General features: G+C 71.8%; 21 protein-coding genes and 1 pseudogene. 9 read left to right on the forward strand and 13 right to left on the reverse strand.

All coding sequences use genetic code 11. The annotated features are described in order from the left end of the window. Nucleotides 1–38 precede the first annotated feature (38 nt). From ACVGV0_RS10360 to ACVGV0_RS10370, 3 genes are all read left to right on the forward strand, one after another. Nucleotides 39–1,250, forward strand: a complete 1,212-nt coding sequence (locus ACVGV0_RS10360; protein ID WP_459159641.1) for a M20 metallopeptidase family protein — start codon at nucleotides 39–41, stop codon at nucleotides 1,248–1,250. A gap of 114 nt (nucleotides 1,251–1,364) precedes the next feature. Continuing rightward, nucleotides 1,365–2,663, forward strand: coding sequence for an MFS transporter (locus tag ACVGV0_RS10365; RefSeq protein ID WP_459159642.1), 1,299 nt, complete (start codon nucleotides 1,365–1,367; stop codon nucleotides 2,661–2,663). A 156-nt stretch (nucleotides 2,664–2,819) separates the two neighbouring features. Next, nucleotides 2,820–5,315 carry a penicillin acylase family protein gene (locus ACVGV0_RS10370; RefSeq protein WP_459159643.1) on the forward strand — a complete coding sequence of 832 codons (2,496 nt, stop codon included), beginning with the start codon at nucleotides 2,820–2,822 and terminating at the stop codon, nucleotides 5,313–5,315. 150 nt (nucleotides 5,316–5,465) lie between these two features. Here ACVGV0_RS10370 and ACVGV0_RS10375 read toward each other — a convergent pair whose 3' ends face one another. The 7 genes and pseudogenes from ACVGV0_RS10375 to ACVGV0_RS10405 form a co-directional block, all read right to left on the reverse strand. Continuing rightward, nucleotides 5,466–6,239 (reverse strand): urease accessory protein UreD, encoded by a 774-nt coding sequence (locus tag ACVGV0_RS10375; protein ID WP_459159644.1) that lies wholly within the window; start codon nucleotides 6,237–6,239, stop codon nucleotides 5,466–5,468. Nucleotides 6,240–6,246: 7 nt separating this feature from the next. Beyond that, a complete protein-coding gene (gene ureG / locus ACVGV0_RS10380; RefSeq protein WP_459159645.1) occupies nucleotides 6,247–6,948 on the reverse strand; it encodes an urease accessory protein UreG in 702 nt (233 codons plus the stop codon). Beyond that, on the reverse strand, nucleotides 6,941–7,609 hold the full coding sequence (locus ACVGV0_RS10385) for an urease accessory protein UreF (RefSeq protein WP_459159646.1): 669 nt from the start codon (nucleotides 7,607–7,609) through the stop codon (nucleotides 6,941–6,943). The genes ureG and ACVGV0_RS10385 overlap by 8 nt, the downstream gene beginning before the upstream one ends. A gap of 11 nt (nucleotides 7,610–7,620) precedes the next feature. Further along, nucleotides 7,621–9,330 carry an urease subunit alpha gene (locus tag ACVGV0_RS10390; protein WP_459159647.1) on the reverse strand — a complete coding sequence of 570 codons (1,710 nt, stop codon included), beginning with the start codon at nucleotides 9,328–9,330 and terminating at the stop codon, nucleotides 7,621–7,623. 185 nt (nucleotides 9,331–9,515) lie between these two features. Next, nucleotides 9,516–9,797, reverse strand: a pseudogene (locus ACVGV0_RS10395) (urease subunit beta); the annotation flags it as partial. Then, entirely contained in the window at nucleotides 9,794–10,096 is a 303-nt protein-coding gene (locus ACVGV0_RS10400) for an urease subunit gamma (RefSeq protein WP_459159648.1), read from the reverse strand. The gene ACVGV0_RS10400 and the pseudogene ACVGV0_RS10395, both read right to left, overlap by 4 nt. A gap of 493 nt (nucleotides 10,097–10,589) precedes the next feature. Beyond that, nucleotides 10,590–12,101, reverse strand: coding sequence for a PucR family transcriptional regulator (locus ACVGV0_RS10405; protein WP_459159649.1), 1,512 nt, complete (start codon nucleotides 12,099–12,101; stop codon nucleotides 10,590–10,592). Between the two features lie 112 nt (nucleotides 12,102–12,213). Here ACVGV0_RS10405 and ACVGV0_RS10410 point away from each other — a divergent pair, with 112 nt between their 5' ends. Beyond that, entirely contained in the window at nucleotides 12,214–13,689 is a 1,476-nt protein-coding gene (locus ACVGV0_RS10410) for a purine-cytosine permease family protein (RefSeq protein ID WP_459159650.1), read from the forward strand. Nucleotides 13,690–13,733: 44 nt separating this feature from the next. Beyond that, nucleotides 13,734–14,612 carry a polysaccharide deacetylase family protein gene (locus tag ACVGV0_RS10415; RefSeq protein WP_459159651.1) on the forward strand — a complete coding sequence of 293 codons (879 nt, stop codon included), beginning with the start codon at nucleotides 13,734–13,736 and terminating at the stop codon, nucleotides 14,610–14,612. Between the two features lie 14 nt (nucleotides 14,613–14,626). On the opposite strand, the gene ACVGV0_RS10420 is transcribed toward ACVGV0_RS10415, so the two are convergent. The 3 genes from ACVGV0_RS10420 to ACVGV0_RS10430 form a co-directional block, all read right to left on the reverse strand. Beyond that, the gene (locus ACVGV0_RS10420) at nucleotides 14,627–15,454 is read right to left on the reverse strand and encodes an IclR family transcriptional regulator (RefSeq protein WP_459159652.1); all 828 of its coding nucleotides are present in this window, start codon (nucleotides 15,452–15,454) and stop codon (nucleotides 14,627–14,629) included. A gap of 93 nt (nucleotides 15,455–15,547) precedes the next feature. Next, nucleotides 15,548–16,768, reverse strand: a complete 1,221-nt coding sequence (locus ACVGV0_RS10425) for a M24 family metallopeptidase (protein ID WP_459159653.1) — start codon at nucleotides 16,766–16,768, stop codon at nucleotides 15,548–15,550. Beyond that, a complete protein-coding gene (locus tag ACVGV0_RS10430) occupies nucleotides 16,765–18,078 on the reverse strand; it encodes an MFS transporter (RefSeq protein WP_459159654.1) in 1,314 nt (437 codons plus the stop codon). The genes ACVGV0_RS10425 and ACVGV0_RS10430 overlap by 4 nt, the downstream gene beginning before the upstream one ends. Nucleotides 18,079–18,629: 551 nt before the next feature. Between ACVGV0_RS10430 and ACVGV0_RS10435 the strand changes: the two genes are divergently transcribed. The 4 genes from ACVGV0_RS10435 to ACVGV0_RS10450 all read left to right on the forward strand — a co-directional run bounded on the left by ACVGV0_RS10435 (nucleotide 18,630) and on the right by ACVGV0_RS10450 (nucleotide 21,998). Next, complete coding sequence (locus ACVGV0_RS10435; protein ID WP_459159980.1) at nucleotides 18,630–18,899, forward strand: metal-sensitive transcriptional regulator; 270 nt, start codon at nucleotides 18,630–18,632, stop codon at nucleotides 18,897–18,899. A gap of 124 nt (nucleotides 18,900–19,023) precedes the next feature. Next, complete coding sequence (locus ACVGV0_RS10440; RefSeq protein ID WP_459159655.1) at nucleotides 19,024–20,451, forward strand: MBL fold metallo-hydrolase; 1,428 nt, start codon at nucleotides 19,024–19,026, stop codon at nucleotides 20,449–20,451. Between the two features lie 50 nt (nucleotides 20,452–20,501). Then, on the forward strand, nucleotides 20,502–21,104 hold the full coding sequence (locus ACVGV0_RS10445) for a rhodanese-like domain-containing protein (protein ID WP_459159656.1): 603 nt from the start codon (nucleotides 20,502–20,504) through the stop codon (nucleotides 21,102–21,104). Nucleotides 21,105–21,215: 111 nt separating this feature from the next. Beyond that, entirely contained in the window at nucleotides 21,216–21,998 is a 783-nt protein-coding gene (locus ACVGV0_RS10450; protein ID WP_459159657.1) for a sulfite exporter TauE/SafE family protein, read from the forward strand. A 106-nt stretch (nucleotides 21,999–22,104) separates the two neighbouring features. Here ACVGV0_RS10450 and ACVGV0_RS10455 read toward each other — a convergent pair whose 3' ends face one another. Genes ACVGV0_RS10455 through ACVGV0_RS10465 form a run of 3 tightly spaced genes read right to left on the reverse strand, consistent with a single transcriptional unit; the run spans nucleotide 22,105 to nucleotide 24,213 of the window. Beyond that, nucleotides 22,105–22,839 carry an ABC transporter permease gene (locus tag ACVGV0_RS10455; RefSeq protein ID WP_459159658.1) on the reverse strand — a complete coding sequence of 245 codons (735 nt, stop codon included), beginning with the start codon at nucleotides 22,837–22,839 and terminating at the stop codon, nucleotides 22,105–22,107. Next, nucleotides 22,836–23,570, reverse strand: a complete 735-nt coding sequence (locus tag ACVGV0_RS10460) for an ABC transporter ATP-binding protein (RefSeq protein WP_459159659.1) — start codon at nucleotides 23,568–23,570, stop codon at nucleotides 22,836–22,838. The genes ACVGV0_RS10455 and ACVGV0_RS10460 overlap by 4 nt, the downstream gene beginning before the upstream one ends. Nucleotides 23,571–23,601: 31 nt before the next feature. After that, nucleotides 23,602–24,213, reverse strand: a complete 612-nt coding sequence (locus ACVGV0_RS10465) for a TetR/AcrR family transcriptional regulator (protein WP_459159660.1) — start codon at nucleotides 24,211–24,213, stop codon at nucleotides 23,602–23,604. Nucleotides 24,214–24,338 lie beyond the last annotated feature (125 nt).

The following is a 24,338-nucleotide window of genomic DNA, read 5'->3' on the forward strand; positions in this document are numbered from 1 at the left end:
CGTCACGGATGGCGCACGTCACAGGGAGGGCTCGGCGGATGGCGGTGCACGAGGACGCGCAGGCGATGCACGGCGAGCTCGCCGCGCTGCGGCACGAGCTCCACGGCGAACCGGAGGTCGGCCTGGAACTGCCGCGCACGCAGGAGAAGGTGCTGGCCGCGCTGGACGGTCTCGGGCTGGAGATCACGACCGGTTCCGGCGCCAGCTCGGTGACGGGGGTGCTGCGCGGCGGCGGCGATGGCCCGGCCGTCCTGCTGCGCGGCGACATGGACGCGCTCCCGGTCCAGGAGAGCACCGGGCTCGACTTCCGGTCGCGGATCGACGGCAGGATGCACGCCTGCGGGCACGACCTGCACACGACGATGCTGGTCGGGGCGGCCCGGCTGCTCGCGCAGCACCGCGACCGGCTGCGCGGCGACGTCGTGTTCATGTTCCAGCCGGGCGAAGAAGGTTGGGACGGCGCGAACGTCATGCTCGCCGAGGGCGTCCTCGAGGCGGCGGGCGAGCGGGTCGACGCGGCCTACGGCATGCACGTCTTCTCCGCGCACGTGCCGCAGGGGCGGTTCGTCACCCGGCCCGGGACGATGCTCTCGGCCTCGGACGAACTGCACGTCGCGGTGCGCGGCGCGGGCGGGCACGGCTCCAGCCCGCAGAACGCGCGGGACCCGGTGGCAGCGGTGAGCGAGATGGTCACCGCGCTGCAGACCATGGTCACGCGCCGCTTCGACGTCTTCGATCCGGTCGTCGTCTCCGTCGGCTCGCTGCACGCGGGCACGGCGGCCAACGTCATCCCGGAGACGGCCACCTTCGAAGCCACCGTGCGCACGTTCTCCGACCCGGCGCGGGAGCGGGTCCTGGAGTCCGCCCCCGCCCTCCTGCGCGGCATCGCCGCCGCGCACGACGTCGAAGTCGAGGTCGAGTGGTCGGCGGGGTACCCGCCGAGCGTCACCGACGCCGCGGAGACCGAGTTCGTGGCGGAGACGATCGGCGAGCTCTTCGGCCCCGAGCGGCACGAGACGCTGCCGAACCCGCTCTCCGGCTCCGAGGACTTCTCCCGCGTGCTCGGCGCGGTTCCCGGCAGTTTCGTCGGGCTCGGTGCCGTGCCGACCGGGCGCGATCCCGGGCGGGCGCCGTTCAACCACGCGCCGAGCGCGCAGTACGACGACGCGGTGCTCGCCGACGGGGCGACGCTCTACGCGGAACTCGCCCTCGCGCGCACCCGCGGCACGCACCGCCGGGAGGTGCGGTGACTCGACGTCCACCGCCCGGGTGCGGGCGGCGGAGGCGGTCGGGGCACGACGACGGTTCCACCTCTCCCACCGGAACACCAGCCCGAGAAATTCCCGAACTCCCAAGGCAGCACGATGACCTCAACAACCCGGGACGCGGGGACCGCACCGGCCGTTCCCACCGCCACGCGCAGGAAGGCCGTCCTCGCCGCGTCGATCGGCAACTTCATCGAGTGGTTCGAGTACACCCTCTTCGGATTCTTCGCGGCGGCCATCGCCACGAACTTCTTCCCGGCCGGGAGCGCGTCGCTCATCTCGACCTTCGCGGTCTTCGGGGTGGCGTTCGTGCTGCGCCCGCTGGGGGCGCTGACGTTCGGCCACCTCGGGGACAGGATGGGGCGGCGCGGCATCCTCGCCGCGGTGATCGTCGGCATGTCGGCTGCGACGTTCGTCATCGGAGCGCTGCCGACTTACGACTCGGTCGGCGTGCTCGCTCCGGCCCTGCTGCTGAGCGCCCGCGTCGTGCAGGGGTTCTCCGCGGGAGGCGAGTTCGGCGGAGCGACCGCGTTCATGGTGGAGTACGCGCCGGAGGGCCGGCGCGCGCTCTACGGCAGCTGGCAGTTCTTCACCCAGTTCCTCGGCGCGCTGCTCGCCTCCGCCGTCGGAACCGCCCTGAGCATCGGGATGTCCGAGCAGGCCCTCACCGCCTGGGGATGGCGCATCCCGTTCCTGCTGACGCTGCCGCTCGGACTGCTCGGGCTGTACTTGCGCCTGCGGCTCGACGAGACGCCCCAGTTCAAGGAGGCCGACCACGAGCGCGATGCCGAGCGGGCACCCCTCCTCGCGGCGCTGCAGGAGCACTGGCGCAGCGTGCTCGCCATCGTCTGCATGATCATCTCGGGGACGACGGCCACCTACATGATCGAGGCCTTCTTCCCCGCCTACCTCGTGAACAACGTCGGAATCCCCCAGCGGCACATGTTCACGGCCATGCTGCTCGGCGTGTCGCTGCTGGTGGTGCTGATTCCGCTGTGGGGGCTGCTTTCCGATCGCATCGGGCGGCGCAGGCCGCTGCTCATCGCTTCCCCGCTGGGGCTGGCCGTCTTCGCCGTTCCGATCTACGCGCTGCTGCTGCAGGCGACGTTCGCCACGACCGTCATCGCCTACGTCGCGCTCGCGCTGGCGCTCTCGCCCGCCATGGGGGCGCTGGCGACCGTGATGTCGGAGCTGTTCCCCACGGAGGTCCGCTACAGCGGCCTGTCGATGGCCTACAGCACGGCGGTGTCCGTCTTCGGCGGATTCACCCCGCTGGTTCTCACCTCTCTCATCGGGGTGACGGGAAGCCAGCTGTCCCCCGGGATCTACCTCGCCGGCACCGCGGTGATCTCCCTGGTCGCCGCCGTCCTCGTGCGCGAAACCGGGCCGGGGCGCTGAGGCGTTGACAGCGGTGATCGCGCGTGCTTGACTGCGCACACCGAAATACTGACCGATCGGTCGGTAGGCGTTCGGCGGCCGTGCATCGGTGGTCCACCGTGGACTCCCGATCGCGGCCGCTGATCGAGGGCGCGCTTGCGGGATGGGAGGAGCGGTATGGATCCGGGTGGAGTGAGTCGCCGCAGCACGCTGGCTGCCGCCGCCGCGCTGGGTGCTTCCGCGGTCGCTGCTCCGGTGGCCGGTGCGGCCGGCCGGTCGCTGGGCGCCGGAGTCACGGTGGTCCGAGACACCTGGGGAACTCCGCACATCTACGCGGCGAGCCGGCACGGCTTGTTCTACGGTTACGGGTACAGCATCGCCGAGGACAGGCTGTTCCAGCTCGACATGGCACGGCGCTCGTTCACGGGCCGCGTGGCCGAAGTGTTGGGGCCGGACTGGATCGAGCACGACCGCTCGCTGCGCTCCGACGTGGACGCGGATTCGGTGCGCGAGCAGTACGGCGAGCTGTCCCAACGGGACCGGGAGATCTTCGAGGGGTACGCCGACGGGGTCAACGCCCGCATCGACGAGGTCCTGGCGGACACCGGTTCGCTGCTGCCCGAGGAGTACGGTCGAAGCGGTTTCCGACCGGACCGGTTCACCGGCCTGGACGTGGTGATGATCTTCGTGGCCACGATGGCGCACCGCTATTCGGACGCCACCTCGCAGCCCGAGAACCTCGCCGTGCTGCGGGAACTGGTCCAGCACCACGGCGAGGCCAAGGGCGAGCGACTGTTCCAGCAGATCGTCTGGCGCGACGATCCGGATGCCCCGACGACGGTTCCCCCCAGCGACGCGCAACGGCGGGAATCACCGCGGGGCAGCGCACGGCTCGATGCCCGGCAGAGGCGCCTCCCGAGCATCGACGTTCCCCCCGCCACCGCGCCGCGCGCGGGCGCGGACGCGTCCCCGGCCCACACCGCGGCCGTGGGACTGGCCGGGGGTGGTTCGCCGGCAGATCGCGCGCGCTTCAGCAACGCGTGGCTGATCGGCGGGGCCAAGACCGCCTCCGGAGGAGCGATCCTGGTCAACGGGCCGCAGTTCGGGTTTTTCCAGCCCGCCTACACCTACTCGGTCGGACTGCACGGCGCCGGGTTCGACGTGGTGGGCAACACGCCCTTCGGGTACCCGGCGATCCTGTTCGGGCACAACGGCGACATCGCTTGGGGAGCGACCGCGGGCATGGGGGCGACCGTCGACGTCTACGCCGAGCAGCTCAACCCGGAGGACCCGCGCGAGTACCTGTTCGACGGTTCCTACCGGCGGATGGGTGAGCGCACCGAGACCATCGCCGTGCGCGGGAGGGAACCGGTGGAGGTGACCGTGCGCTCCACGGTGCACGGACCGGTCGTCGCCAGCGATCCCGACCGGGGCGTGGCCTACAGCAAGAAGCGCTCCTGGGCCGGGCTCGAGGTCGAGTCCCTGCTCGGCTGGATCGACTCCACACGCGCCCGCTCGTGGTCGCAGTGGCTGCGGCAGGCCTCCCGGAACGCGACCACGATCAACTGGTACTACGCCGATCGCCGCGGCAACATCGGCTACGTCCACACGGGTGCGTACCCCAGGCGGCATCCCGACGCCGACCCCCGGCTTCCCGCTTCGGGAACCGGCGACATGGAGTGGCGCGGGCTGCAGCCGTTCTCCTGGAACCCGAAGGTGCTCAACCCGGAGCAGGGATTCCTGACCAACTGGAACAACAAACCGGCCCCGGGCTACGAGGGCTCGGGCCTGTGGGGAGCGGCCGACCGGGTTCGCGAGATCGACGAGCAGCTCGCGGGGCGTTCCGGGATCACCCCGCAGCAGGCGTGGCAGGTCATCCGGGACACCTCGTTCGTCGACGTCAACGCGCGTTACTTCGTCGAGCACCTGGTCCGGGCCGTTGCCGACCTGCCGCCCGGATCGGAGCAGCGTCGCGCCGTGGAACTGGTGCGCTCCTGGGACCGCACCAACGTCGACCGCGACGGCGACGGGCACTACGACCACCCCGGCGGAGCGATCATGCGGCGGTGGTTGGAGCGCATGCTCGAGCACGTCCTCGCCGGCGAGCTGCCGCCGCGCACGTACCAGCGCTACGCCGACGCCGGCTACCTCGACTCCAGCGGGGGCGTGGCCTCGGTCAACGTCCAACCGGGTGCGCAACTGCTGCACAACGCCCTGCGTGGAGCCGACTCCGGGGTCGAGCAGCAGGTCGACCTCTTCGCCGGGCGCGACCCGCACGCCGTGGTCCGCGCGGCGCTGGCAACGGCCCTGCGCGACCTGCGCGAGCAGCACGGTCCGGACATGCGGGCGTGGCGCGCCCCGGTCGTGCCGGCCACGTTCGGCACGGCCAACTTCACCGGGGTGCCGCAAGCCGGGGAACGGGAAGCCGTCGAGCAGGGCGTCTTCGCCAACCGCGGCAGCGAGAACAACATGGTCAGTCTCGAACCGGGCCGCGTCGAGGCCGTCGAGGTGGTCGCGCCCGGGCAGAGCGGATTCGTCGCCCCGGACGGGGCGACGGGCCCGCACTACCGCGACCAGCTCGGACTGTTCTTCGACTTCGCCCACAAACCGGTGTGGTTGCGCCGCAGCGACGTGCTCGCCCACCGCGAATCGGTCCGCACCCTGCGGGAGTGAGCACCGGAGCGCCGCGGTCCGCGCGGCGCCGAGCAGTTCGTGCCCGGCGCCCCGCGAAACCGCTCGGGTGGGGATGGGCGCTGCTGCGCCGCGGTCCGGGCTCGCTCGCGGCGGTCCCCCGAGCCCTCGCGGGAACCGGGCGGCACGCGATCACGTCGGAAGCGAGTCCCGCTCGGGGAGCCCGGACGAACGACCTTGCTGCGTCGACGTGGCGCGCTCGAGGAGGCCCCGCCAGCGCTCCCACGTGCTCCGCAGCGCCTCGTCGGCGCTGTGGGCGTCCCGCGCGAGCTCCCGGGCGAGGGAACCGGGTCCGGCGAGGGGCGTTTCCGGCGGGGAGATCGGCTCGGGCGGGCAGGTGCCGAGCAGCGCGACCGTGGCGAGGACGCGGGATGACCCGAGGATCCCGGGGGACGCCCGCAGCTCGGACGAGCGCAGGTCGAGTTCCTCGACCAGCAGCTCGTGCCGGGCTCGGGTGGCTCGCAGCGTCGAGTGCAGTTTTCCGCCGTCTTCGCCGCTGCGGCCGAGCACCAGGGTTTCGGACACGAGGGCCAGCGCGTCCTCGTCGAGGGCGAGTTCGGTGCGGCGCTGCACGTCGGCGCCCTCGGCGACGACGAAGGGAGCGGCGCGCCAGGTGAGCGAGCCACCGGCGCCGACGTGCACGCTGGCCGCCCAGCGAGCGCTGCCGCCTCGAGCGTCGTAGGCGACCACGCCGGAGGGCTCGACGAGCTCGAGGTGCACGCCGCTGCCCACCTCGATGCGGAGCTGCACGTCGTCGTCGGCGAGCAGCGTGGCGCACACGCCGACGAGAGCGATGCGCGCGCACGGGCCGTCGGTGCCGAGCAGGAGGGGGCGCAGGTAGCCCCCTCCCCGCAGGACCGCGGTGCGCGCAGCGCCGTCGACGAGGTCGATCGACACCGTCGTCATCGCGGGATCACCCGTGCTGGTGGACGTGGGGGGCCATCGGACCCGGGTCCGCGGCGGTGCGCGCACCCCTGCGGTGCTCGGAGACGAGGCGCTGCACCCAGTCGCGCAGTTCGGCGACGGCCGCCGAATCGGTGCGGGACAGCGCCAGGGTCGGCAGGCCGGAGCGCACCGCCCGGGCGTCGGCGACCATGCGGGGCACGTCCACGCCCACGTGCTCCGCGAGATCGGTCTTGTTGACCACCAGCAGGTCGGCGCGCTCGATGCCGGGGCCGCCCTTGCGGGCGACGTCACCACCACCGGCCACGTCGATGCAGAAGATCTGGGCGTCGACGAGGGCGGGGCTGAAGGTCGCCGTGAGGTTGTCCCCGCCGCTTTCGACGAGGACGACGTCCAGCGGTGCGAACGCGCGCTCGAGGTCCTCCGCGGCGATGAGGTTGGCGGTGACGTCGTCGCGGATCGCCGTGTGCGGGCAGGCACCGGTTTCCACGGCGCGGATCCGCTCGACGGGCAGGACGCCGGCGGCGCGGAGCATGCGCGCGTCCTCGTCGGTGTAGATGTCGTTGGTCACCACAGCCAGCTCGAGCTCGGTCGAGAGCTGCTGGCACAGCGTCCCGATCAGCGTGCTCTTGCCGGTGCCGACCGGGCCGGCGATCCCCAACCGCAGCGGCCGGGACGGTGCGGTGCCCTCGCGGTGTTCGTGATCAAGCAACGAAGATCCTCCTCGTGCGCGTGTCGTGCTGCAGCGCCCAGCGCTCGACCAGCGGGGCGCTGACGGCGGGGAGCTCGGTGGGGCGGGTGACGGCGACGGCTCGCTCGACCGATTCCTGGACGACCACGGCGGACTCCCAGACCCAGCGTGCGGTTTCGGCGGGGTCGACGGGGAGCAGTTTGAGCGCGGCCGCCGCCACGGTCTGGGCGTCCTCGTACAAGCAGGCCCGGGCGACGTGCCGCTCGTCCAGTCCCATCGCTGCTGCCACGACCCCCAGCGCCACGGGGCGCTGCGGCCGCGGACCGATCTCGCCCAGCGCGGCCACGGCCGGGTGCTCGGGCCACAGCCGTGCGGCCAACCGCACCAGGCCCCGTCCGAGCAGCCCGGAGGACTCGCGCACCGGCGCGGTCGGCGTGCGCGCGAGCAGCGCGTCGTGGACGGCGGAGAGCCGGACCGGCCGTTCGCGGGACGCCCGCAGGGCCAGGACCGAGGCAGCGGCGTCGACCAGGGCCACCGAGCGCAACCGGCCGCGGAGGTATTCGGGCACCTCCCCGCTGCCCAGACCTGCGGCCAGCGCTGGTTCGAGACCTGCCGAGTGCGCGTGCCCGCCCGTGGGCAGGCGGGCGTCGGCGAGGAGCATGGCTCCCAGGTTCGGGTCCACTGACGTCCCCCTCAGAAGAACGAGTAGCGCTGGCCCAGCGGCACCTCCTCGACGGGGTTCGGGCGGACGCGCTCGCCGTCGATGCTGATGGCGAAGGTCTCCGGGTCCACGTCGAGTCGGGGCAGCGCGGTGTTGTTCGGCATGTCCTGCTTGGTGACCCCGCGAGTGGGGCGCACCGCGGCGAGCCTGCGCTGCAGGCCGAGCTTTTCGGCGATCCCGTCGTCCAATGCGGACTGGGCGACGAAGTTCACCGACAGGTGCGGCGCGGACGACGGGCCCTGGGGCAGCGCCGGGCGCATGACGACGGGCTGGGGCGTGGGGATCGTCGCGTTGGGGTCGCCGAGCGCACCCCACACCGCGGCGCCGCCCTTGATCACCGTGAAGGGGCGGATGCCGAAGAAGGCCGGGTCCCACAGGACGAGGTCGGCCAGCTTCCCGGGCTCGACCGAGCCGACCTCGTGGTCGATGCCGTGCGCGACCGCGGGGCAGATCGTGTACTTGGCGACGTAGCGGCGGGCGCGCTCGTTGTCCGCGGGCAGCGACGCGCCCAGGGCGCCGCGCTGCGCTTTCATCACGTGCGCGACCTGCCACGTGCGGCACACCAGTTCACCGATGCGGCCCATGGCCTGCGCGTCGGAGGAGGTGATCGACATCGCTCCGATGTCCTGCAGGATGTCCTCGGCGGCCATCGTCGTCGGCCGGATGCGCGATTCGGCGAACGCGAGGTCCTCGGGGACCTGCGGATTCAGGTGGTGGCACACCATCAACATGTCCAGGTGCTCGGTGGCGGTGTTGACCGTGTGCGGCAGGGTCGGGTTCGTCGACGCCGGCAGCACGTTGGGCTCCCCGGCGACGAGGATGATGTCCGGCGCGTGCCCGCCGCCGGCGCCTTCGGAGTGGAACGCGTGGATGCCCCGGCCGTCGATCGCGTCGATCGTGTGCTGCACGTAGCCCGTCTCGTTGAGGCTGTCCGCGTGCAGGGCCACTTGCAGGCCGAACTCGTCGGCGGCGCGCAGCGATGCGTCGACGGCCGCCGGGGTCGCGCCCCAGTCCTCGTGCACCTTGTACCCGCCGGCACCGGCCAGCGCCTGCTCGGCGAGCCCGTCCGCGCTGACCGTGCTGCCCTTGCCGAAGAGGATGACGTTCAGCGGCAGGTGGTCGAGGGCCCGGTGCATCATGGCCAGCGACCACGCGCCGGGCGTGACGGTCGTGGCCTTCGAGCCCTCGGTGGGGCCGGTGCCGCCGCCCACGACGGTCGTGGTGCCGGTGGCCAGGGCCTCGGCCATCTCGATCTCGGTGAGCAGGTGCACGTGGGTGTCGATCGCGCCGGCGGTCAGGATCTTGCGGTCACCGGCGATGACGTCGGTGCTCGGGCCGATGCGCAGGTCCGGGTGCACGCCATCCATGACGTCCGGGTTGCCCGACTTGCCCACGGCGACGACGCGCCCGTCGCGGACGCCGACGTCGCCGCGCACGACGCCCCAGTGGTCGAGCACGATCACGTTGGTGATGACCAGGTCGAGGGCGCCTTCCGAGCGCGTGGTCGTGCCCTGCGCCCCCGACTCGCGGATGCTCTTGCCGCCACCGAAGACGGACTCGTCACCGCCGACGCAGAAGTCCTGCTCGACTTCGATCCACAGGTCGGTGTCACCCAGCCGCACCTGGTCGCCGGTCGTCGGTCCGTACAGCTTGGCGTACTCGCGGCGGTTGATCTGGCTCACTGACCCTCCTCGGACTGCTGCTGGTGAGGTTCTCCGTCGCGCTCGTCGCGCGCGGCCTCCTCGGCGACCCGGGCCCGCGCCGGTGGCGAGGCGGTGGTGGGCGTCGCGGGTTCGGATCCCGGCGTCCCGAACGGGACGACCTTCTTCGGTTCCCTCGCGTGCGTCGGGAGCTCCCGCTCGCGGACCTGCAGGCCCGGCACGTGCCGGCTCCCGCCGAGCGCGACCAGCTCCACCGTTCTGCTCACGCCGGGTTCGAAGCGCACCGATGTCCCGGCGGGGGAGTCGAGCCGGTACCCCTGGGCCGCGTCCCGGTCGAAGTTCAGGGCCGGGTTGGCATCGGGGAAGTGCAGGTGGGCCCCCACCTGGATGGGTCGGTCCCCGTCGTTGACGACGAGGAGGGTGCACCGCGCGCGCTCGGAGTTGAGCGTGATCGGGCTCTCGCGGACGCGTACCTCTCCGGGGATCATGAGATCGGCTCCGTGATCGTGACGAGCTTGCGACCGTCCGGGAAGGTCGCCTCCACCTGCACGTCCGAGAGCATCTCGGGGACTCCCTCCATCACGTCGTCGCGCACGAGGACGCGCCGGCCCTCGTTCATGAGTTCATCCACAGTGGACCCTTCGCGTGCGCGCTCCATCGCCCAGCACGACAGCAGGGCCACCGCCTCCGGGTGGTTGAGGCGGACACCGCGGTCCCGCCGGTCCCGGGCGATCATGCCGGCCACGCTCAACAGCAACTTCTCCGCGTCGGACGGAGTGAGATTCATGAGAACACCTCACATCGCTGAGTCGTTCGCGATCGACTGTAAGGCTGCCCCCGACTGCTCGCACATCGAGGTCAGGAATCGGAAAAACGCCTCCGGAAACCGGTGAATTCGCTGTTCGCGGCGCCTTCCGGGGGTGCTGCGGGGCGGTTTTCGCGCATGTTCGCGCGCCGCGGGCGGGGATGTCCGGCCGCGGAAAAATTGGTGGTTCTCGACACACGCGCGCAGCGCGGAGAGGCGGAAGGGGGCTTCGGATCCGTTCGCCTCCGCCGGTCGGGGAAATCGATCTCCCCGGGAGGCGGAGCAATTCTTTCCGGTTGGTCGCCGCGCCCCAGGAAATTTTCATTCCCGCTGCCGGATCCGCAGTTCCTTCGGCACCCCTCCCGGCTCGTTCCGCACGCGGTGGCCGTCCGCCGTCGCGTTCGCCGGGGTGCTCGCACGGCGAGCCGGACGTGCGGGGAACGCGTCCCGCTCCGGCGCGGTCGGGCGCGGCCGTTCACCCGCCCTCGTGTCCGCTGAGGACGTTCCGGAGCCGGACCGCCACCTGCAGATCGGCGAGCTTCTCGGGGTCGGTGACGTCGCGGCCCAGGCAGGCGGACAGCTTGTCGAGCCGTTGGTACAGGGTCTGCCTGCGCACGTGCAGGCGCTGCGCGGTCCGGGTCTTGTTCGCCGCGCAGTCGAAGAAGATCTGCAGGGTGCGCAGCAATCGCTGCCTGGTCTCGAGCGGTTCGTGGAGCAGCGCTCCGAGCTGCTCGCGGACGAACCGGTGCAAGGCCTCGTCGGCGTCGAGCTGGTGCACGAGCCTGTGCAGGGACCAGGCGGCGGCGTCGATGATCCCGGTGCCCCCCGGCCCGGCGAGGTCCAACCGCAGGCAGCGGCGCGCTTCGGCCACGGCGTGCGGGAGCTCACCGCTGCCGGTGGCGAGCGGGCCGATGCCGATGGTCGAACGCTCGGCCGCGAGATCGCCGAGCTGGCGCACGTCGTCGACGAGGCACTGCCGGGAGCGCTCGGGGTGGTGCGGTTCGAGGGCCACCAGGGCGAGGAGCTCGTGCTCCTCGATGCGGGTGAGCGCCTTCCGCCCGTTGCGCTGCAGGACCTGCTCCAGGGTTCCGTGCACCCCCGGCTCGGCGTGGGCGGCCACGACGGCGACGAACGAGTCGGTGCCGTCCAGCCCCGCCTTCGCGAGCAAGGTGTCGAGGTCGGCGCTGCGGGCGGTGGGGTCGAGCAGGTGCTGGAACAGGGCACGAGCCGCACGCGCGCCGGGCGTGGGCGGCTGCGCGCGCAGCAGGGCGAGCCCGAAGGCCTGGGGAGCGCGGTCGAGGGCGGCTTCGAGCGCGGCCGGGTCGGCGCCGGGAGGGGACAGCACGTCGAGGTGGGCGGTGGTGACGCCGTGCACCGTGATGGGTGCGCGTCGCTGCTCGACCTCCGCCCCGAGCTCCGGATCGGGGTGCGCTGCCGTCGCGAGCACCTGCCCGGCCCTGTCGCGGACCGCGACCCCGGCCCCGGTGCTCTCCGCGAGCGTGTCGGTGAGCTGCTGCAGATCCGCTCCCGAGGTCAGCTGCGCCGACAGCGCGTCGGAGAGCGAGTCGGCGAGGCGGAGCCGCTGCACCGACTCGTTGACCAGGAGGCCGTTGATGCTCTCGGCGATCTCCACGAACGGGACCGTGCGGGTGAGCTGGATCAGGGGAAAGTCCTGCTGCCGGCACTCGTCGAGCAGGGCCTCGGGCAGGCCGACGCCGGTGCTGGCCGTCTCGACGACGAGTGCGCAGACCCCCCGAGCGGTCAACTCGCGGACGTAGGAGCGCTGACGGGACGGGTCGATCCCGGAGAGCACGACTCCGCCGGCGAGCAGCAGCTCACCACCCCGGAGCAGCGGGGCGATGTCGACGACTTCGCTGGAGTGGACCCACCGCACGGCGCGCGCGCCGTGGGCCGCTCCGGTCAGCAGCGCCGGCTCCCCGCGCAGCACGCTGGGGTGGCGCAGCACCTCGTCGAGTGTCGTCGGCATGACGAAATGTCCAATGGAAGGCGAACGATGGTTGACGGAATGTACCTTGTCTCGTTCCTCCCCGGCCAGAAGCATGGGCGGACAACAGTGACCGGCCTGGAGGCGAGCACAGATGACGAGCGCGACGACGGACGACCCCGCGGCGGGTGATCTCGAAGAGTCCCTTCAGCCGATACCGGAGAGAGCCAGAACGAGGAGAGTTTCAGGACAGTTCTGGATCTGGGCGGGAGCGAACATCGCACCCATCAACTGGGTGCTGGGCGCCCTCGGCATCCAACTGGGGCTGGGCCTGTCCGACACGCTGGTCGTGCTCATCGCCGGCAACTTCGTCGGGATGTCCCTGTTCGGGTTGTTCGTGCTGCTCGGCCAGCGCACCGGTGTGACCGGGATGGTGCTGGCGCGGGCCGCGTTCGGCCGCCGCGGCGGGTACCTGCCCGCCGCGATCCAGGCGCTGCTCGCCGTGGGGTGGTGCGCGGTCAACACGTGGATCATCCTGGACCTGGTCATGGCCTTGTTCGGCGAGCTCGGGCTGGTCGACCCGGCTGCCGGGAACTACACCGCCAAGATCGCCGTGGCAGCGGGGATCATGGCCGTGCAGGTGGTGATCTCCTGGATCGGCTACCGGGCCATCTCCGGTTTCGAGCGCTGGACCGTGCCGCCGACGATCGTGGTGCTGGTGCTCATGTCGCTGGTGGCGTGGACGCAGCTGGAGATCGACTGGAGCTACGCCGGCCCGCCGGGCGAGGTGCTGACCGGGCTCGAGCGGATCAGCGCGATGACCGCCGTCATGACCGCCATCGGCATCGGGTGGGGCATCACGTGGTTCACCTACGCCGCGGACTACTCGCGGTTCGTCAGCACCGCGGTGCCGCGCCGCAGGCTCTACCTCGCCAGCACGCTGGGGCAGTTCCTGCCCGTGGTCTGGCTCGGGGTCCTCGGCGCGTCGCTGGCGACGGAGAACGGCCAGGCCGATCCCGGGCGCCTGATCGTCGACAACTACGGCTCGCTGGCGGTGCCGGTGCTGTTCCTCGTGGTGCACGGACCGATCGCCACGAACATCCTCAACATCTACACCTTCGGCGTCGCCACGCAAGCCCTGGACATCAGGGCCTCCCGACGCACGCTGAGCCTGCTGGTGGGCGTGTTCTCGATGCTGTGCGTGGTGCTGTTCGTCTTCCACGGCGACTTCGCGGCGGTGCTGGACTCCTGGCTCGTCTCCCTGGTGGCCTGGGTCGCGTCGTGGGCCGGCATCATGCTCGTCCACTTCTTCCGGCTCGAGCGCGACGGCCGGCACGCGGAGCGGTTGTTCGCCCCCGTCGGCAGCGACCGCCTCCCCGACGTCAACTGGGCCGCCGTGGTGTCCTTCGGCGCGGGCGTGGGGGCCACCTGGCTGTTCATGCACGGTGTGCTGGACGTCTTCCAGGGTCCTATCGCCGGCGCGATGGGAGGGATCGACCTGTCCTGGTTGGCGGGAGGCCTGGTCTCGGCTGCCCTCTACGCCTCGCTGGGGCCGCGGGTGCACCGCCGCTACCTCCCCGAGCGCGAACCCGGGGAAGCCGCCGGAACGCGCAGCCCCTCCCTTTCCTGAACCGTCCCTGAACTGTGTTGCTCCGATGTGGAACGAGGTCGAACATGTCCGCGAACCCCGGTGAGTTCCCCTGGCAGGACGACGTGCGGGCAGCAGCGGCGCTGACCTTCGACGTGGACGGCGAGTCCTGCGTCCTGGTGCAGGACCCGACGGCGGTGGACCGCATGTCGTTGATGGGGCACCAGTCCTACGGCCCCCGCGTGGGGGTGCCGCGCCTGCTGCGCGTGCTGCGGCGCCAGGACGTGCGCGCGACCTTCTTCGTCCCCGGTTACACCGCCGAGTGCTATCCGGACACTGTTCGGGCCATCGTCGACGAGGGCCACGAAGTGGCGCACCACGGTTACGTGCACGAGGCCATGCGGGGGCTCGACGAGGCCGCGGAGGCGGAGTACTTGGACCGGGGGCTCGATGCGCTGGAGCGGGTCGCCGGCGTGCGGCCGACCGGGTACCGGGCGCCCTGGTGGGAGATGAACTGGCACACCCCGCGGCTGCTGGCGGAGCGCGGCTTCGCCTACGACTCCAGCCTGCTCGACGACGACGTCCCGTACCTGATGGCCACGTCGGGACCGGGCTCGGCCAGTTTGCTCGAGATCCCGGTGGACTGGGCGCTCGACGACTGGGAGCAGTTCGCGTTCTATCCGGGGTGGACGGGCAGCGGTGTCATCGAAAGCCCGGAGAAGTCCCTGGAGATGTGGTCGTTGGAGGCGAGGGCGCGCCACGCCGAGGGCGGCTGCTTCGTCCTGACCACGCACCCGTTCCTGTCCGGGCGTCCCGCGAAGGCGGACATGCTCGAGCGGTTGCTGGAGCTGCTCCGCTCCCTCGACGGGATGTGGGTGGCCCCGCTGGCCGAGATCGCCGCGCACGCGCAACCGGTGTGCGGCCCCCCGCGGGTGCACGAGCGGCTCGTCGACGCGCCGGTGTGATCGAGCGGCGCGGGTCAGGGCCGCGGCGGCGCGTCGGTGCCGCCGCCCCCGTTCGTGCTCGCGCCGAGCCGCGCCGAGACCTCGGCGGCGGTCTCGCGCACGGTTCCGGCCAGCTGGGTGCGCAGCTCGGATGAGACGCGGAAGCTGGGGGCGGACAGCAGCAGCGCGGCGACGAGGTGACCGCGGTGGTCGCGCACCGGTGCGCTGATGCCGACTTCCTCCACGTGGGTTTCGCCCGCGTTGACGGCCACGCCCGAGCGGCGGACGGCGGCGAGCCGCTCGAGGCAGGCGCCCATCTCGGACTCGTCGGGGTGCGCGGAGCGCAGCAGCCCCCGCTCCAGCAGTTCCCGGGCACGGCCCTCCGGGAGCTCGGAGAGGAACACCTGCACCGAAGCGCTGGCCGCGGTGGTGTAGCGGGTCCCGATGGGGGTGGTGTGCTTGACCTGCTTCGGGCTGGCGACCTGCTCGACCGAGAGCGACTCGTGGCCGCTCCACACGACCAGGGCGCTGGTCTCGCCGGTGCGTTCGGTGAGGCGCTCCAAGGAGGGGTAGGCCAGTCGGCGCACGTCGAGGTTGGCCAGCAGGGGCCCGGCGATGCCGATCAGGCCCAGACCGAGCCGGAAGCGCCCGCTCTCCGGGTCGCGCAGGACCAGGTCCATCTGCTCGAGCTGGTGCAGCAACCGGGAGATCGTGCTCTTGTGCAGGTCCACCCTGCGGGCGATCTCGGTGACCCCGAGGGCCGGTTCGTCCACGGAGAAGGCGTGCAGGATGCTGATGCCGTTGCGCAGCATCGAGGACGCGTTCCTGGGCTCCTGCCGGTCGAGCTCGTCGCTGTCGGTCATGCTCGCTGCTCCTGTGCCCCCGCGCACCGCTCCGGCCGCGAGGACGCCGGCCCCCGGCGAGGGCCGAGGACCGGCATCGCCTGCGGAGCGCCGTCAGGCGGGGAGGATGTTGTGGTCGGGTCCGTAGGGGAAGCGCGTGATGTTCTCGGCGCCGTTTTCGGTGACCACGAGGATGTCATGCTCGCGGTACCCACCGGCTCCGGGCTGTCCCTCCGGGATGGTGATCATCGGCTCCATGGACACCACCATTCCCGGCTCGAGAGCGGTGGTGATGTCCTCGCGCAGCTCCAGACCGGCTTCGCGGCCGTAGTAGTGCGACAGCACCCCGAAGGAGTGGCCGTACCCGAAGGTCCGGTGCCCGAGCAGCCCCTCCTCCGCGTAGAGCTTGTTCAGCTCGGCGGCGATGTCGGCGCAGACCGCACCGGGCCGGATGAGTTCCAGCCCCCGTTCGTGCACGGCCGTGTTGACCTTCCAGTACCGCAGCTGCGCCTCGGTGGGCTCGCCGTACACGAGGGTGCGCTCCAGGGCGGTGTAGTACCCGGCGATCATGGGGAAGCAGTTCAGGCTGAGCACGTCGCCGCGCTGGACCCGCCGGGAGGTGGGCCAGTTGTGGGCCCCGTCGGTGTTGACCCCGGACTGGAACCACACCCAGGTATCGCGCAGCTCGGCATCGGGGAAGGTCCGCGCGATCTCCCGGACCATGGCCTGGGTTCCCGCGAGGGCGACCTCGTACTCGGGGACGCCCTCGGTGACGGCCTCGGCCACGGCGGCACCGCCCACGTCGGCGATGCGCGCCCCCTCCTTGATCAGGGCGATCTCCTCGCCGGACTTGATCATGCGCTGGGCCGCGGTGGCCGCGGAGACGTCGACGAGCTCGAAACCGGGCAAGGCCTCGGCGAGCTGCGCGCGCAGCACCGGCGAGACCTCGTCGTCCTCGACGCCGAGGCGCCCGCGGGTGACTCCGGCGTCGGCCAGCACCGTGGCGATGGCGTGCTGGAAGTTGTCGCGCTGCCAGTCGGTATAGACGATGTTGTCGCCGAAGCTGCGCCGCCACGGCTGGCCCGCGTCGATGTTGGCCGAGACCGTCACGTGGCTGCTGTGCGTGACCACCAGGGCGTAGTTGCGCCCGAAGGCGGTGTAGAGGAAGTCGCTGTAGTAGTTGATGTTGTGGTAGCTGGTGAACACCACAGCGTCCACACCGGACTCGGACATGTGCGCGCGCAGCGCGTCCACCCGCCGCTGCATCTCCGCATCGGAGAACGTCGGGACGGCGGACTGCCCGTTGTGGATGGTCTTGAGGCGTTCCATGCTCATCGAACGGATCCTTTCTCGTGCTCGGTGTTGTGCTGTGCGCTGCCCGGAACGGCCCCGACGGGGGCGTTTCCGGGAGAACTGCGCGCCGCGGCGCGCATGACCAGCGCCGCGGCGAGCCCGGCGGCTGCGAGGTACCACGCGGGGGCGGCAGGACTTCCGCTCGCGTGGATCAGGGACGTGGCCACGAACGGCGCGGTCCCGCCGAAGAGCGCGTTGGCCGTGTTGAAGCTGAACGCGAAACCGCTGTAGCGGACCTGCGTCGGGAACAGCTCGGCCAGGAAGGAGGGGAGGGTGCCGTCGTTCGTGCTGAGCAGGATCCCCAGTGCCGTGTGGACCAGCACGACGCCGAGCAGGCCGCTGACCCCGAGGAGCAGGAACACCGGGACCGCCAGCACCGCGAACAGCGCTCCGGCGGTGGTGAGCATCCTCGCGCGGCCGACCCGGTCGGACAGGCGCCCCATCGCGAACACGGCGGCGATGTAGACGACGAGGGTGACGGTGGTCGACGCGAACGCGCTCGTCTCGCCCATGCCGAGCTCGGTGGACAGGTAGGTCGGCATGTAGCTGAGGAGCATGTAGAACCCGACCGCGTTGAGGCTGGTCGCGCCGAACGCGATCAGGAGGCGGCGCTTGTTGCGCGCGAAGGTCTGCTGCAGCGGCGCCTGCTCCGCCGACTGCCGGTCCTCCAGTTCCCTGTACTCGGGGGTGTCCTCGAGCTTGAGCCGGATGTAGCGGCCCACCAGCCCCAGCGGTGCGGCGAGCAGGAACGGGACGCGCCATCCCCACGAGGACATCGCCTCGTCCGAGAGCACCGTGGTCAGCAGGGTGACGACGACCGAACCCAGCAGGAGCCCCGCGGCGGTGCTGGCCGGCACGACGCTGGTGTAGGAGCCCTTGCGGTTCCGCGGCGCGTACTCGAACAGGAACGCCGAAGCTCCGGCGTATTCGCCCGCTGCCGAGAACCCCTGCACGAGCCTGGTGACCAGCAGCAACAGCGGGGCTGCGAGGCCCGCGTGGGCGTATCCGGGCAGCAGCGCGATCACGAAGGTGGCGGCGGACATGATCAGGATGGACAGCGACAGCGCGGTGCGCCTGCCGACCCGGTCGCCGAAGTGCCCCCAGAAGAGGCCGCCGACGGGGCGGATGACGAACGACAGCGCGAAAACGCTGAACGTGGCCAGCAGTCCGGCGGTGGGGGAGGTTTCGGGGAAGAAGACGCCGGCGATCGTCGTGGCGAGGTAGCCGTAGACGGCGTAGTCGAACCACTCGACGAGGTTGCCGATGAAGCTCGCGCTGACGACGCGGCGCATCGTCGCCGGTGCTGGAGTCCCCGGCGCCGGGGGCTCCGACTCCGGGGACTCCGACTCCGGGGACTCCGACTCCGGGGACCGGGGGTGGTGATCGGGGTCAGAGGGGTCTGGAGGCATGGTGTCCACTCCCGAGCGGGTCGAGCCGACCGCGCAGGAGCGCGCCGGCGGGTTCGTTTTCCTCGAAGCCGCACTGAAAAGTACAACTGCGTTGCATTGAACGAAACGTAAGCAGCGTCTTGCTTCGTGTCAACATCCGGTGGGGTCCGCGGGTCGATCTGCTGATTGCTCGCTTTGATGCGGAATTGTTCGTCGGGTCGGTCGTCCCTGGTCGGCTACGAGCTCTGCTCCTAGGTCTTTCTTGTGCAACTCGGTTGTATTGAAAGCAACATGGAGCATGTCCTGGATCACGAACCCTCGCTCGTTCGGCTCCGGGTCCCGCCGGGGAGCGCGGGCGGGCCGCCGGGGTCCGGGGTCGGCCTGTGGTGGACCCGTCGCCGGAGGTGGAATACCCTATGGGGTATCCGCTGTTGGAGGAGCTGGAGGTGGTTGTGATGGAGATGCAGCCGGAGCGGGTCGGCGATGCGCTGACGCGCCTGCGCCGGGCGCAGGGCCAGTTGTCCGGCGTGATCGAGTCGATCGAGGAGGGCGAGGACTGCGCTCAGGTGCTGACGCAGCTGGCTGCTGTCTCCCGAGCGCTGGACCGGGCCGGATTCAAGATCGTGGCCAGCGGTATGCGGTACTGCCAGCAGGCGCGCGAGGACGGTGAGGAACCGCCGATGACGGAGCAGGAGCTCGAGCGGCTGTTCCTCTCGCTGGCCTGATCCGCGCCTCGCCCGCTGCTCCCTGCCAGCGGCGGGCACGCCCGCGCGGAAGTAATACCCCGGGGGGTTTGTGACGAGTCCCGTGCCCGGGAGGGACGAACTGAGAGCGAAGGAGCGAGGCACGATGAGCGCTGCCCGAGACGCCGAACCCGACCACCAGCTCGCCGGCGGGTTGGCGGTGGAGGTGATCGCCACCTCGTCGTTGGGCGATCGCAGTTACCTGGCCGCGGACGGGGACGTGGCCGTCGTGGTGGATCCGCAGCGCGATGTGGACCGGTTCCTCGCCGCCGCCGGGCGGTGGGGTGTGCGCATCGCGCTGGTGCTGGAGACGCACGTGCACAACGACTACGTCTCCGGTGGGCTCGAGCTGGCCCGGCTGACCGGGGCCGACTACGGGGTCGCGGCGGCGGACGAGGTCCCGTTCGCGCGCACGCCGCTGTCCGAGGGCGATGTCGTGGACGTGTCGCCCCGGATGCGGGTGCGGGCGGTGGCCACGCCGGGGCACACCTACCACCACCTGTCCTACGTGCTGGAGGGCGAGCACGGCCCGGTCGGGGTCTTCACCGGCGGGTCGCTGCTGTTCGGCACCACCGGCCGCACCGATCTGCTCGGGCAGGAGCACAGCCACGAGCTGGCCCGGCACCAGCACGCCTCGGCGCGCAAGCTGGTGGAGATGCTGCCGGACGGGGCGCAGATCTGGCCCACGCACGGTTTCGGCAGTTTCTGCTCGGCGAGCCAGGCCTCGGGCGATTCGGCCACGATCGGTGAGCAGAAGCAGTTCAACCCGGCGCTGACGCTGGCGCAGGGCGACTTCGTCGAGCAGATGCTGTCCGGGCTGGACGCCTATCCCGCCTACTACGCGCACATGGGCGTGCGCAACACCGCCGGACCCGAGCCGCTGGACCTGCGGACCCCCGACCGGGCGAGCCCGGAGGAGTTGCGGCAGCGGCTGGCGGCCGGCGAGTGGGTGGTGGACCTGCGCTCGCGCACCGCTTACGTCGACTCGCACCTGGCGGGCACGGTCAGCCTGGGCCTGGACGGCCCGATGGCGACCTGGCTCGGGTGGATGCTCGACTGGGGCGCGCCGATCACGCTGCTCGGGCGGAGCCGGCAGCAGGTGTCCGAGGCGCAGCGCGAGCTGGCCCGCATCGGCATCGATTCCTTCGCCGCGGCGGCCGCGGGCCAGCCGCACGAGCTCGCCGCCGATCCCGCGCAGCTGCGCAGCACCACCGCGGCCACCTTCGCCGAACTCGCCGCCGCCCGCGACGGCCGCGGCGACGGGCTGCCGGCGGCGGACGTGGTGCTGGACGTGCGCACGAACAACGAGTGGACGGCCGCGCACGTGGAAGGGGCGGTGCACGTCCCGCTGTACGAGCTCAAGGACCGCACCGGCGAGGTGCCCGCGGGCACGGTGTGGGTGCACTGCGGCAGCGGCTACCGGGCCGCGGCCGCGGCTTCGCTGCTGGAAGGTGCCGGACGCGACGTCGTGCTCGTCGACGACTCCTTCGGCAACGCCGAGCAGGCGGGGCTCGCCCTGGCGGCCGCCGCCTGATCACCACGATCCCGCGGCCCGAAGCGGGAAGGCACGAGGAAAGGAGACCGATGTCCGCCACGACACCGGTGAGCATGGACACCCCGCAGGTGCGCAGCTTGCTGGAGAGCAACCCGCGCACCCGGTTGATCGACGTGCGCACCCCCGGCGAGTTCGCCGCCGCGCACATCCCCGGCTCGCACAACGCGCCGCTGGACCTGCTGCGCGAGCACCGCGAGGAGCTCACCACCGCGCACGAGGACCCGATCGTGCTCGTGTGCGCCTCCGGTGGCCGGGCCGAGCAGGCCCGCGGCGTGCTGGCAGCAGCCGGTCTGGGGCACCTCTCCGTGCTGGAAGGCGGGATGACCGGGTGGCAGCAGCACGACGCCCCGGTCAACCGCGGCTCGGGAACGTGGGGCATGGAGCGCCAGGTGCGGCTCACCGCCGGGCTGCTGGTGCTGTCCGGGGTGCTCGCCAGCACCGCCTACGCACCGCTGAAGTGGGTGGCCGGATTCGTCGGCGCGGGGCTGACCTTCGCCGCGGTGACCGACACCTGCGCCATGTCCCGGGTTCTGGGACTGCTGCCGCACAACCGCACCCGCGAGGCGGACGCGGCGAGCGCGCTCCGCGCCCTGACCAGCGAGCAGGCCCCGGCGGACACCCCCTCCCGCTGACCTGCCCCGCCGGCGGGCGTGCCCGCAGCCCCTCCCGCGGCACGCCCGCCTCCCCACCCCATTCCGGTTGGCTTCCGCGGCGCACCGCGCCGTCGGGAACAGGAGACGACGATGGTCCTGGCAGGCGTCTTCGGCGCGGTCATCGGACTGGCCCTGGGCCTGCTCGGTGCCGGTGGTTCGATCCTGGCCGTGCCCGCGCTGGTCTACGGCGTGGGGCAACCGCTGCACACGGCGATCCCCACGTCGCTGGCCGTGGTCGCGGTCTCGTCCCTGGGCGGCCTCGCCTCCCGAGCTCGCCGCGCTCACGTGCAGTGGCCGGTGGCGCTGGTCTTCGGCGCCGCCGGTGTCCCGGCCGCCTTCGCCGGAACCGCCCTGGGACGCCTGCTCCCGCAGCGCTGGCTGCTGCTGGCCTTCGCCGCGCTCATGGTCGTCGTGGCGGTGCGCATGCTCCGCGGCGGTGCGAACCGCGCCGGGGCCTGCCGCACCGGCGCGGGCGGCGTCAACTGGCGCAGCTGCCTGCCCAAGGCCCTCGGCGCCGGTGCTGGTGTCGGCGTGCTCACCGGCCTGTTCGGAGTCGGGGGCGGCTTCGTCATCGTCCCGGCCCTGAGCGTGCTGCTCGGCCTCGGAACCCAGGCGGCCGTCGCGACCTCGCTGGTGATCGTGCTCATCAACGCCGCGGGCGGACTGTCCGCCCACGCCAGCGCGGCGGCGAACCTCGACTACGCGATCTTGTTCGCGTTCGCCGGCGCCGCGCTGGTGGTTTCCGCCGCCGCCGGCCGCCTGGCCCCGAAGCTGCCCGCCGACGCCCTGCGCCGCTGGTTCGCCCACGTCGTCCTCGCAGTCGCCGCCGGAGTCGCGTTGGCAGCCGTGCTCGCGCCCGCGGCGCTGGGCTGAAGCGGGCCCCGGCACGCGTCCGCTCGTCGGAGGAGGCCCGTCGCGGATCCGCCGAGCGCTCTCGCGGTGCTTCCGCGTTCGGTCGGGTGCCCGCGCGGTGGGTGCTTCAGGGCGTGCGCCTGCGCAGGGTGGCCGCGCCGAGCAGCAGCGCCAGCACCGCGCAGCCGGCGATGACGAGCACGTCGCGCAGGATCACGCCGCCGAGTTCGGCGGAGGTGGTGACCCGGGTGAGCGCTTCCACCGCGTAGGACAGGGGCATGACGTCGGAAGCCCAGCGCAGCACCGGGTGCATCTCGTCCCTGGCGACGAGGAGGCCGCAGAGGAGGAACTGGGGCAGCACGATCACCGGCATGAACTGGACAGCCTGGAACTCGGTGCGCGCGAAGGCGCTGACGAAGAGGCCCATGGCCATGCCGAGCAGCGCGTCCAGCACGGCGATCAGCAGCAGCGTCCAGACCGAGCCGGCGATGTCCAGCCCCAGCCACAGCACGGAGACGCCCGCGGCCAGGGACACCTGCACCAGGGCGATCGCGCCGAAGGCGAGGGCGTAGCCCAGCAGCAGGTCCAGCTTGCCGATCGGCAGGGTCATCAGCCGCTCCAACGTGGCGGTGGTCCGCTCCCGCAAGGTGGTGATCGAGGTGATCAGGAACATGATCAGGAACGGGAAGACGCCGAGGAGCGCCGGTGCGATCCGGGAGAACAGCACCTCCGAGTCGAACACGTACCGCAGCAGCACCATCAGCAGCGAGGGCACGACGATCAGCATCGCTGCGGTGCGCTTGTCGTGGGCGAGCTGGGTGAGGATCCGGCGCGTCGTGGCCAGCGCGCTCGCGGGGCTCATGACTGCTGCACCTGCCGTTGCTCGATCAACCGGAGGAACGCCTGCTCGAGGTCCTCGTGCCCGGTGCGCCTGCGCAGGCCGTGCGGGGTGTCCTCGGCGAGCACGGCGCCCTCGCGCATCAGCAGCAGCCGTCCGCACCGGGCCGCCTCGTCCATCACGTGGCTGGAGACCAGCAGCGTGACGCCGCGCGCGGCCAGGCGGTGGAACAGCCCCCACAGCTCGTCGCGCAGCATCGGGTCCAGTCCGACCGTCGGCTCGTCCAGCACCAGCAGCTCGGGGGTGCCGAGCAGTGCGACGGCGAGGTTAGCCCGGCTGCGCTGCCCGCCGGAGAGGGTTCCGATCAGCGCGTCCGCGTGCTCGGTCAGGCCCACCTCGCCGATCGCGCGGGGCACGTCCGAGGTGGGGGCGCGCAGCACCGCGGCGAAGTACCGCAGCGCCTGGGTCACGGTCAGGTCCGGGTAGATCGCCGGGTTCTGGGTCGCGTAGCCGATGCGCTTGCGCAGTGCCGGTGCGCCAGCGGGGCGGCCGAGGACGGTGACGGTGCCCGCGGCGATGACCTGCACTCCGACGACCGCCCGCAGCAGGGTCGTCTTGCCGCAGCCGCTGGGCCCGAGCAGGCCCGTGATGCTGCCGCGGGGTATCGCGAAGTCCACGCCGCGCAGGACCGCGCGTCCGCCCCGGTTCACCCGGAGGTCCTGAGCGGTGATGACCTCCCCGGAAGAATTGGCCATGTGTTTAATTTCCCTCGCGCGCCCGGCACCGTCAAGCCCCGGGGGAAGGGGGCGCACCTCGGGGGAGCGCGGTGCCGTCGAGGTAGTACTGGATCACCGGGGCGATCATGGCGACGACCTCGTCGTCGGTGGCGGTGGCGATAGGTGGGAGTTGGAGCACGTACCGGGTCATCACCAGGCCGATCATCTGCCCGGCCGCGGCGTTCAAGCGGGCCGCGGGGACGCCCAGCGCCTCGGCCACGACGCCGAACATCGAGCTGTCCATGAATTCCCGGAGCAGCGCCGTGGTCTCCTCGTCGCCGGTGATCGAGCGGAGAGCGGCCACGAACGGGGCCCGGACCTCCGGATCGGCGAAGATCGCCAGGAACGTGCGGACCACGCGTTCGCCGGCCTGCTCGCGCGGGCCCTCGAGCAGGCTGCGCTTCACCCGGCTCGGGTCGAACGGCAGCTGCACGGTTGCGACGAACACCTGCTGCTTGCTGCCGAAGTAGTGGTGCACCATGGCCGGGCTGACTCCGGCCTCGGCCGCGATCGCGCGGACCGTGGCGCGGTCGTAACCGCGATCGCCGAACACCTCGCGGGCGGCGGTCAGGACCTGTTCGCGGGTGTCGTTGCGTCCCGGTCGACGGCCCGCTTTGCCCATGCGTCGAGGCTAGCCGAAACCGGCGGCGCCGGTGCGCGGACCTTCCCGGCGGTGTTCGGCGGTCCGCACGCGGTGCGGTGGTATCTTGCCTTAGCGACGTTAGTCTTAGCGGAAAGATGCTTAAT

The organism is Salinifilum ghardaiensis (assembly GCF_054491345.1).

Bases quoted from the DNA above. Each gene is read 5' to 3' on its own strand.
- ACVGV0_RS10360 (WP_459159641.1), top strand. From the start codon at position 39: ATGGCGGTGCACGAGGACGCGCAGGCGATGCACGGCGAGCTCGCCGCG.
- ACVGV0_RS10365 (WP_459159642.1), top strand. From the start codon at position 1,365: ATGACCTCAACAACCCGGGACGCGGGGACCGCACCGGCCGTTCCCACC.
- ACVGV0_RS10370 (WP_459159643.1), top strand. From the start codon at position 2,820: ATGGATCCGGGTGGAGTGAGTCGCCGCAGCACGCTGGCTGCCGCCGCC.
- ACVGV0_RS10375 (WP_459159644.1), bottom strand. From the start codon at position 6,239: ATGACGACGGTGTCGATCGACCTCGTCGACGGCGCTGCGCGCACCGCG.
- ACVGV0_RS10400 (WP_459159648.1), bottom strand. From the start codon at position 10,096: ATGAATCTCACTCCGTCCGACGCGGAGAAGTTGCTGTTGAGCGTGGCC.
- ACVGV0_RS10405 (WP_459159649.1), bottom strand. From the start codon at position 12,101: ATGCCGACGACACTCGACGAGGTGCTGCGCCACCCCAGCGTGCTGCGC.
- ACVGV0_RS10410 (WP_459159650.1), top strand. From the start codon at position 12,214: ATGACGAGCGCGACGACGGACGACCCCGCGGCGGGTGATCTCGAAGAG.
- ACVGV0_RS10415 (WP_459159651.1), top strand. From the start codon at position 13,734: ATGTCCGCGAACCCCGGTGAGTTCCCCTGGCAGGACGACGTGCGGGCA.
- ACVGV0_RS10420 (WP_459159652.1), bottom strand. From the start codon at position 15,454: ATGACCGACAGCGACGAGCTCGACCGGCAGGAGCCCAGGAACGCGTCC.
- ACVGV0_RS10425 (WP_459159653.1), bottom strand. From the start codon at position 16,768: ATGAGCATGGAACGCCTCAAGACCATCCACAACGGGCAGTCCGCCGTC.
- ACVGV0_RS10430 (WP_459159654.1), bottom strand. From the start codon at position 18,078: ATGCGCCGCGTCGTCAGCGCGAGCTTCATCGGCAACCTCGTCGAGTGG.
- ACVGV0_RS10435 (WP_459159980.1), top strand. From the start codon at position 18,630: ATGGAGATGCAGCCGGAGCGGGTCGGCGATGCGCTGACGCGCCTGCGC.
- ACVGV0_RS10440 (WP_459159655.1), top strand. From the start codon at position 19,024: ATGAGCGCTGCCCGAGACGCCGAACCCGACCACCAGCTCGCCGGCGGG.
- ACVGV0_RS10445 (WP_459159656.1), top strand. From the start codon at position 20,502: ATGTCCGCCACGACACCGGTGAGCATGGACACCCCGCAGGTGCGCAGC.
- ACVGV0_RS10450 (WP_459159657.1), top strand. From the start codon at position 21,216: ATGGTCCTGGCAGGCGTCTTCGGCGCGGTCATCGGACTGGCCCTGGGC.
- ACVGV0_RS10455 (WP_459159658.1), bottom strand. From the start codon at position 22,839: ATGAGCCCCGCGAGCGCGCTGGCCACGACGCGCCGGATCCTCACCCAG.
- ACVGV0_RS10460 (WP_459159659.1), bottom strand. From the start codon at position 23,570: ATGGCCAATTCTTCCGGGGAGGTCATCACCGCTCAGGACCTCCGGGTG.
- ACVGV0_RS10465 (WP_459159660.1), bottom strand. From the start codon at position 24,213: ATGGGCAAAGCGGGCCGTCGACCGGGACGCAACGACACCCGCGAACAG.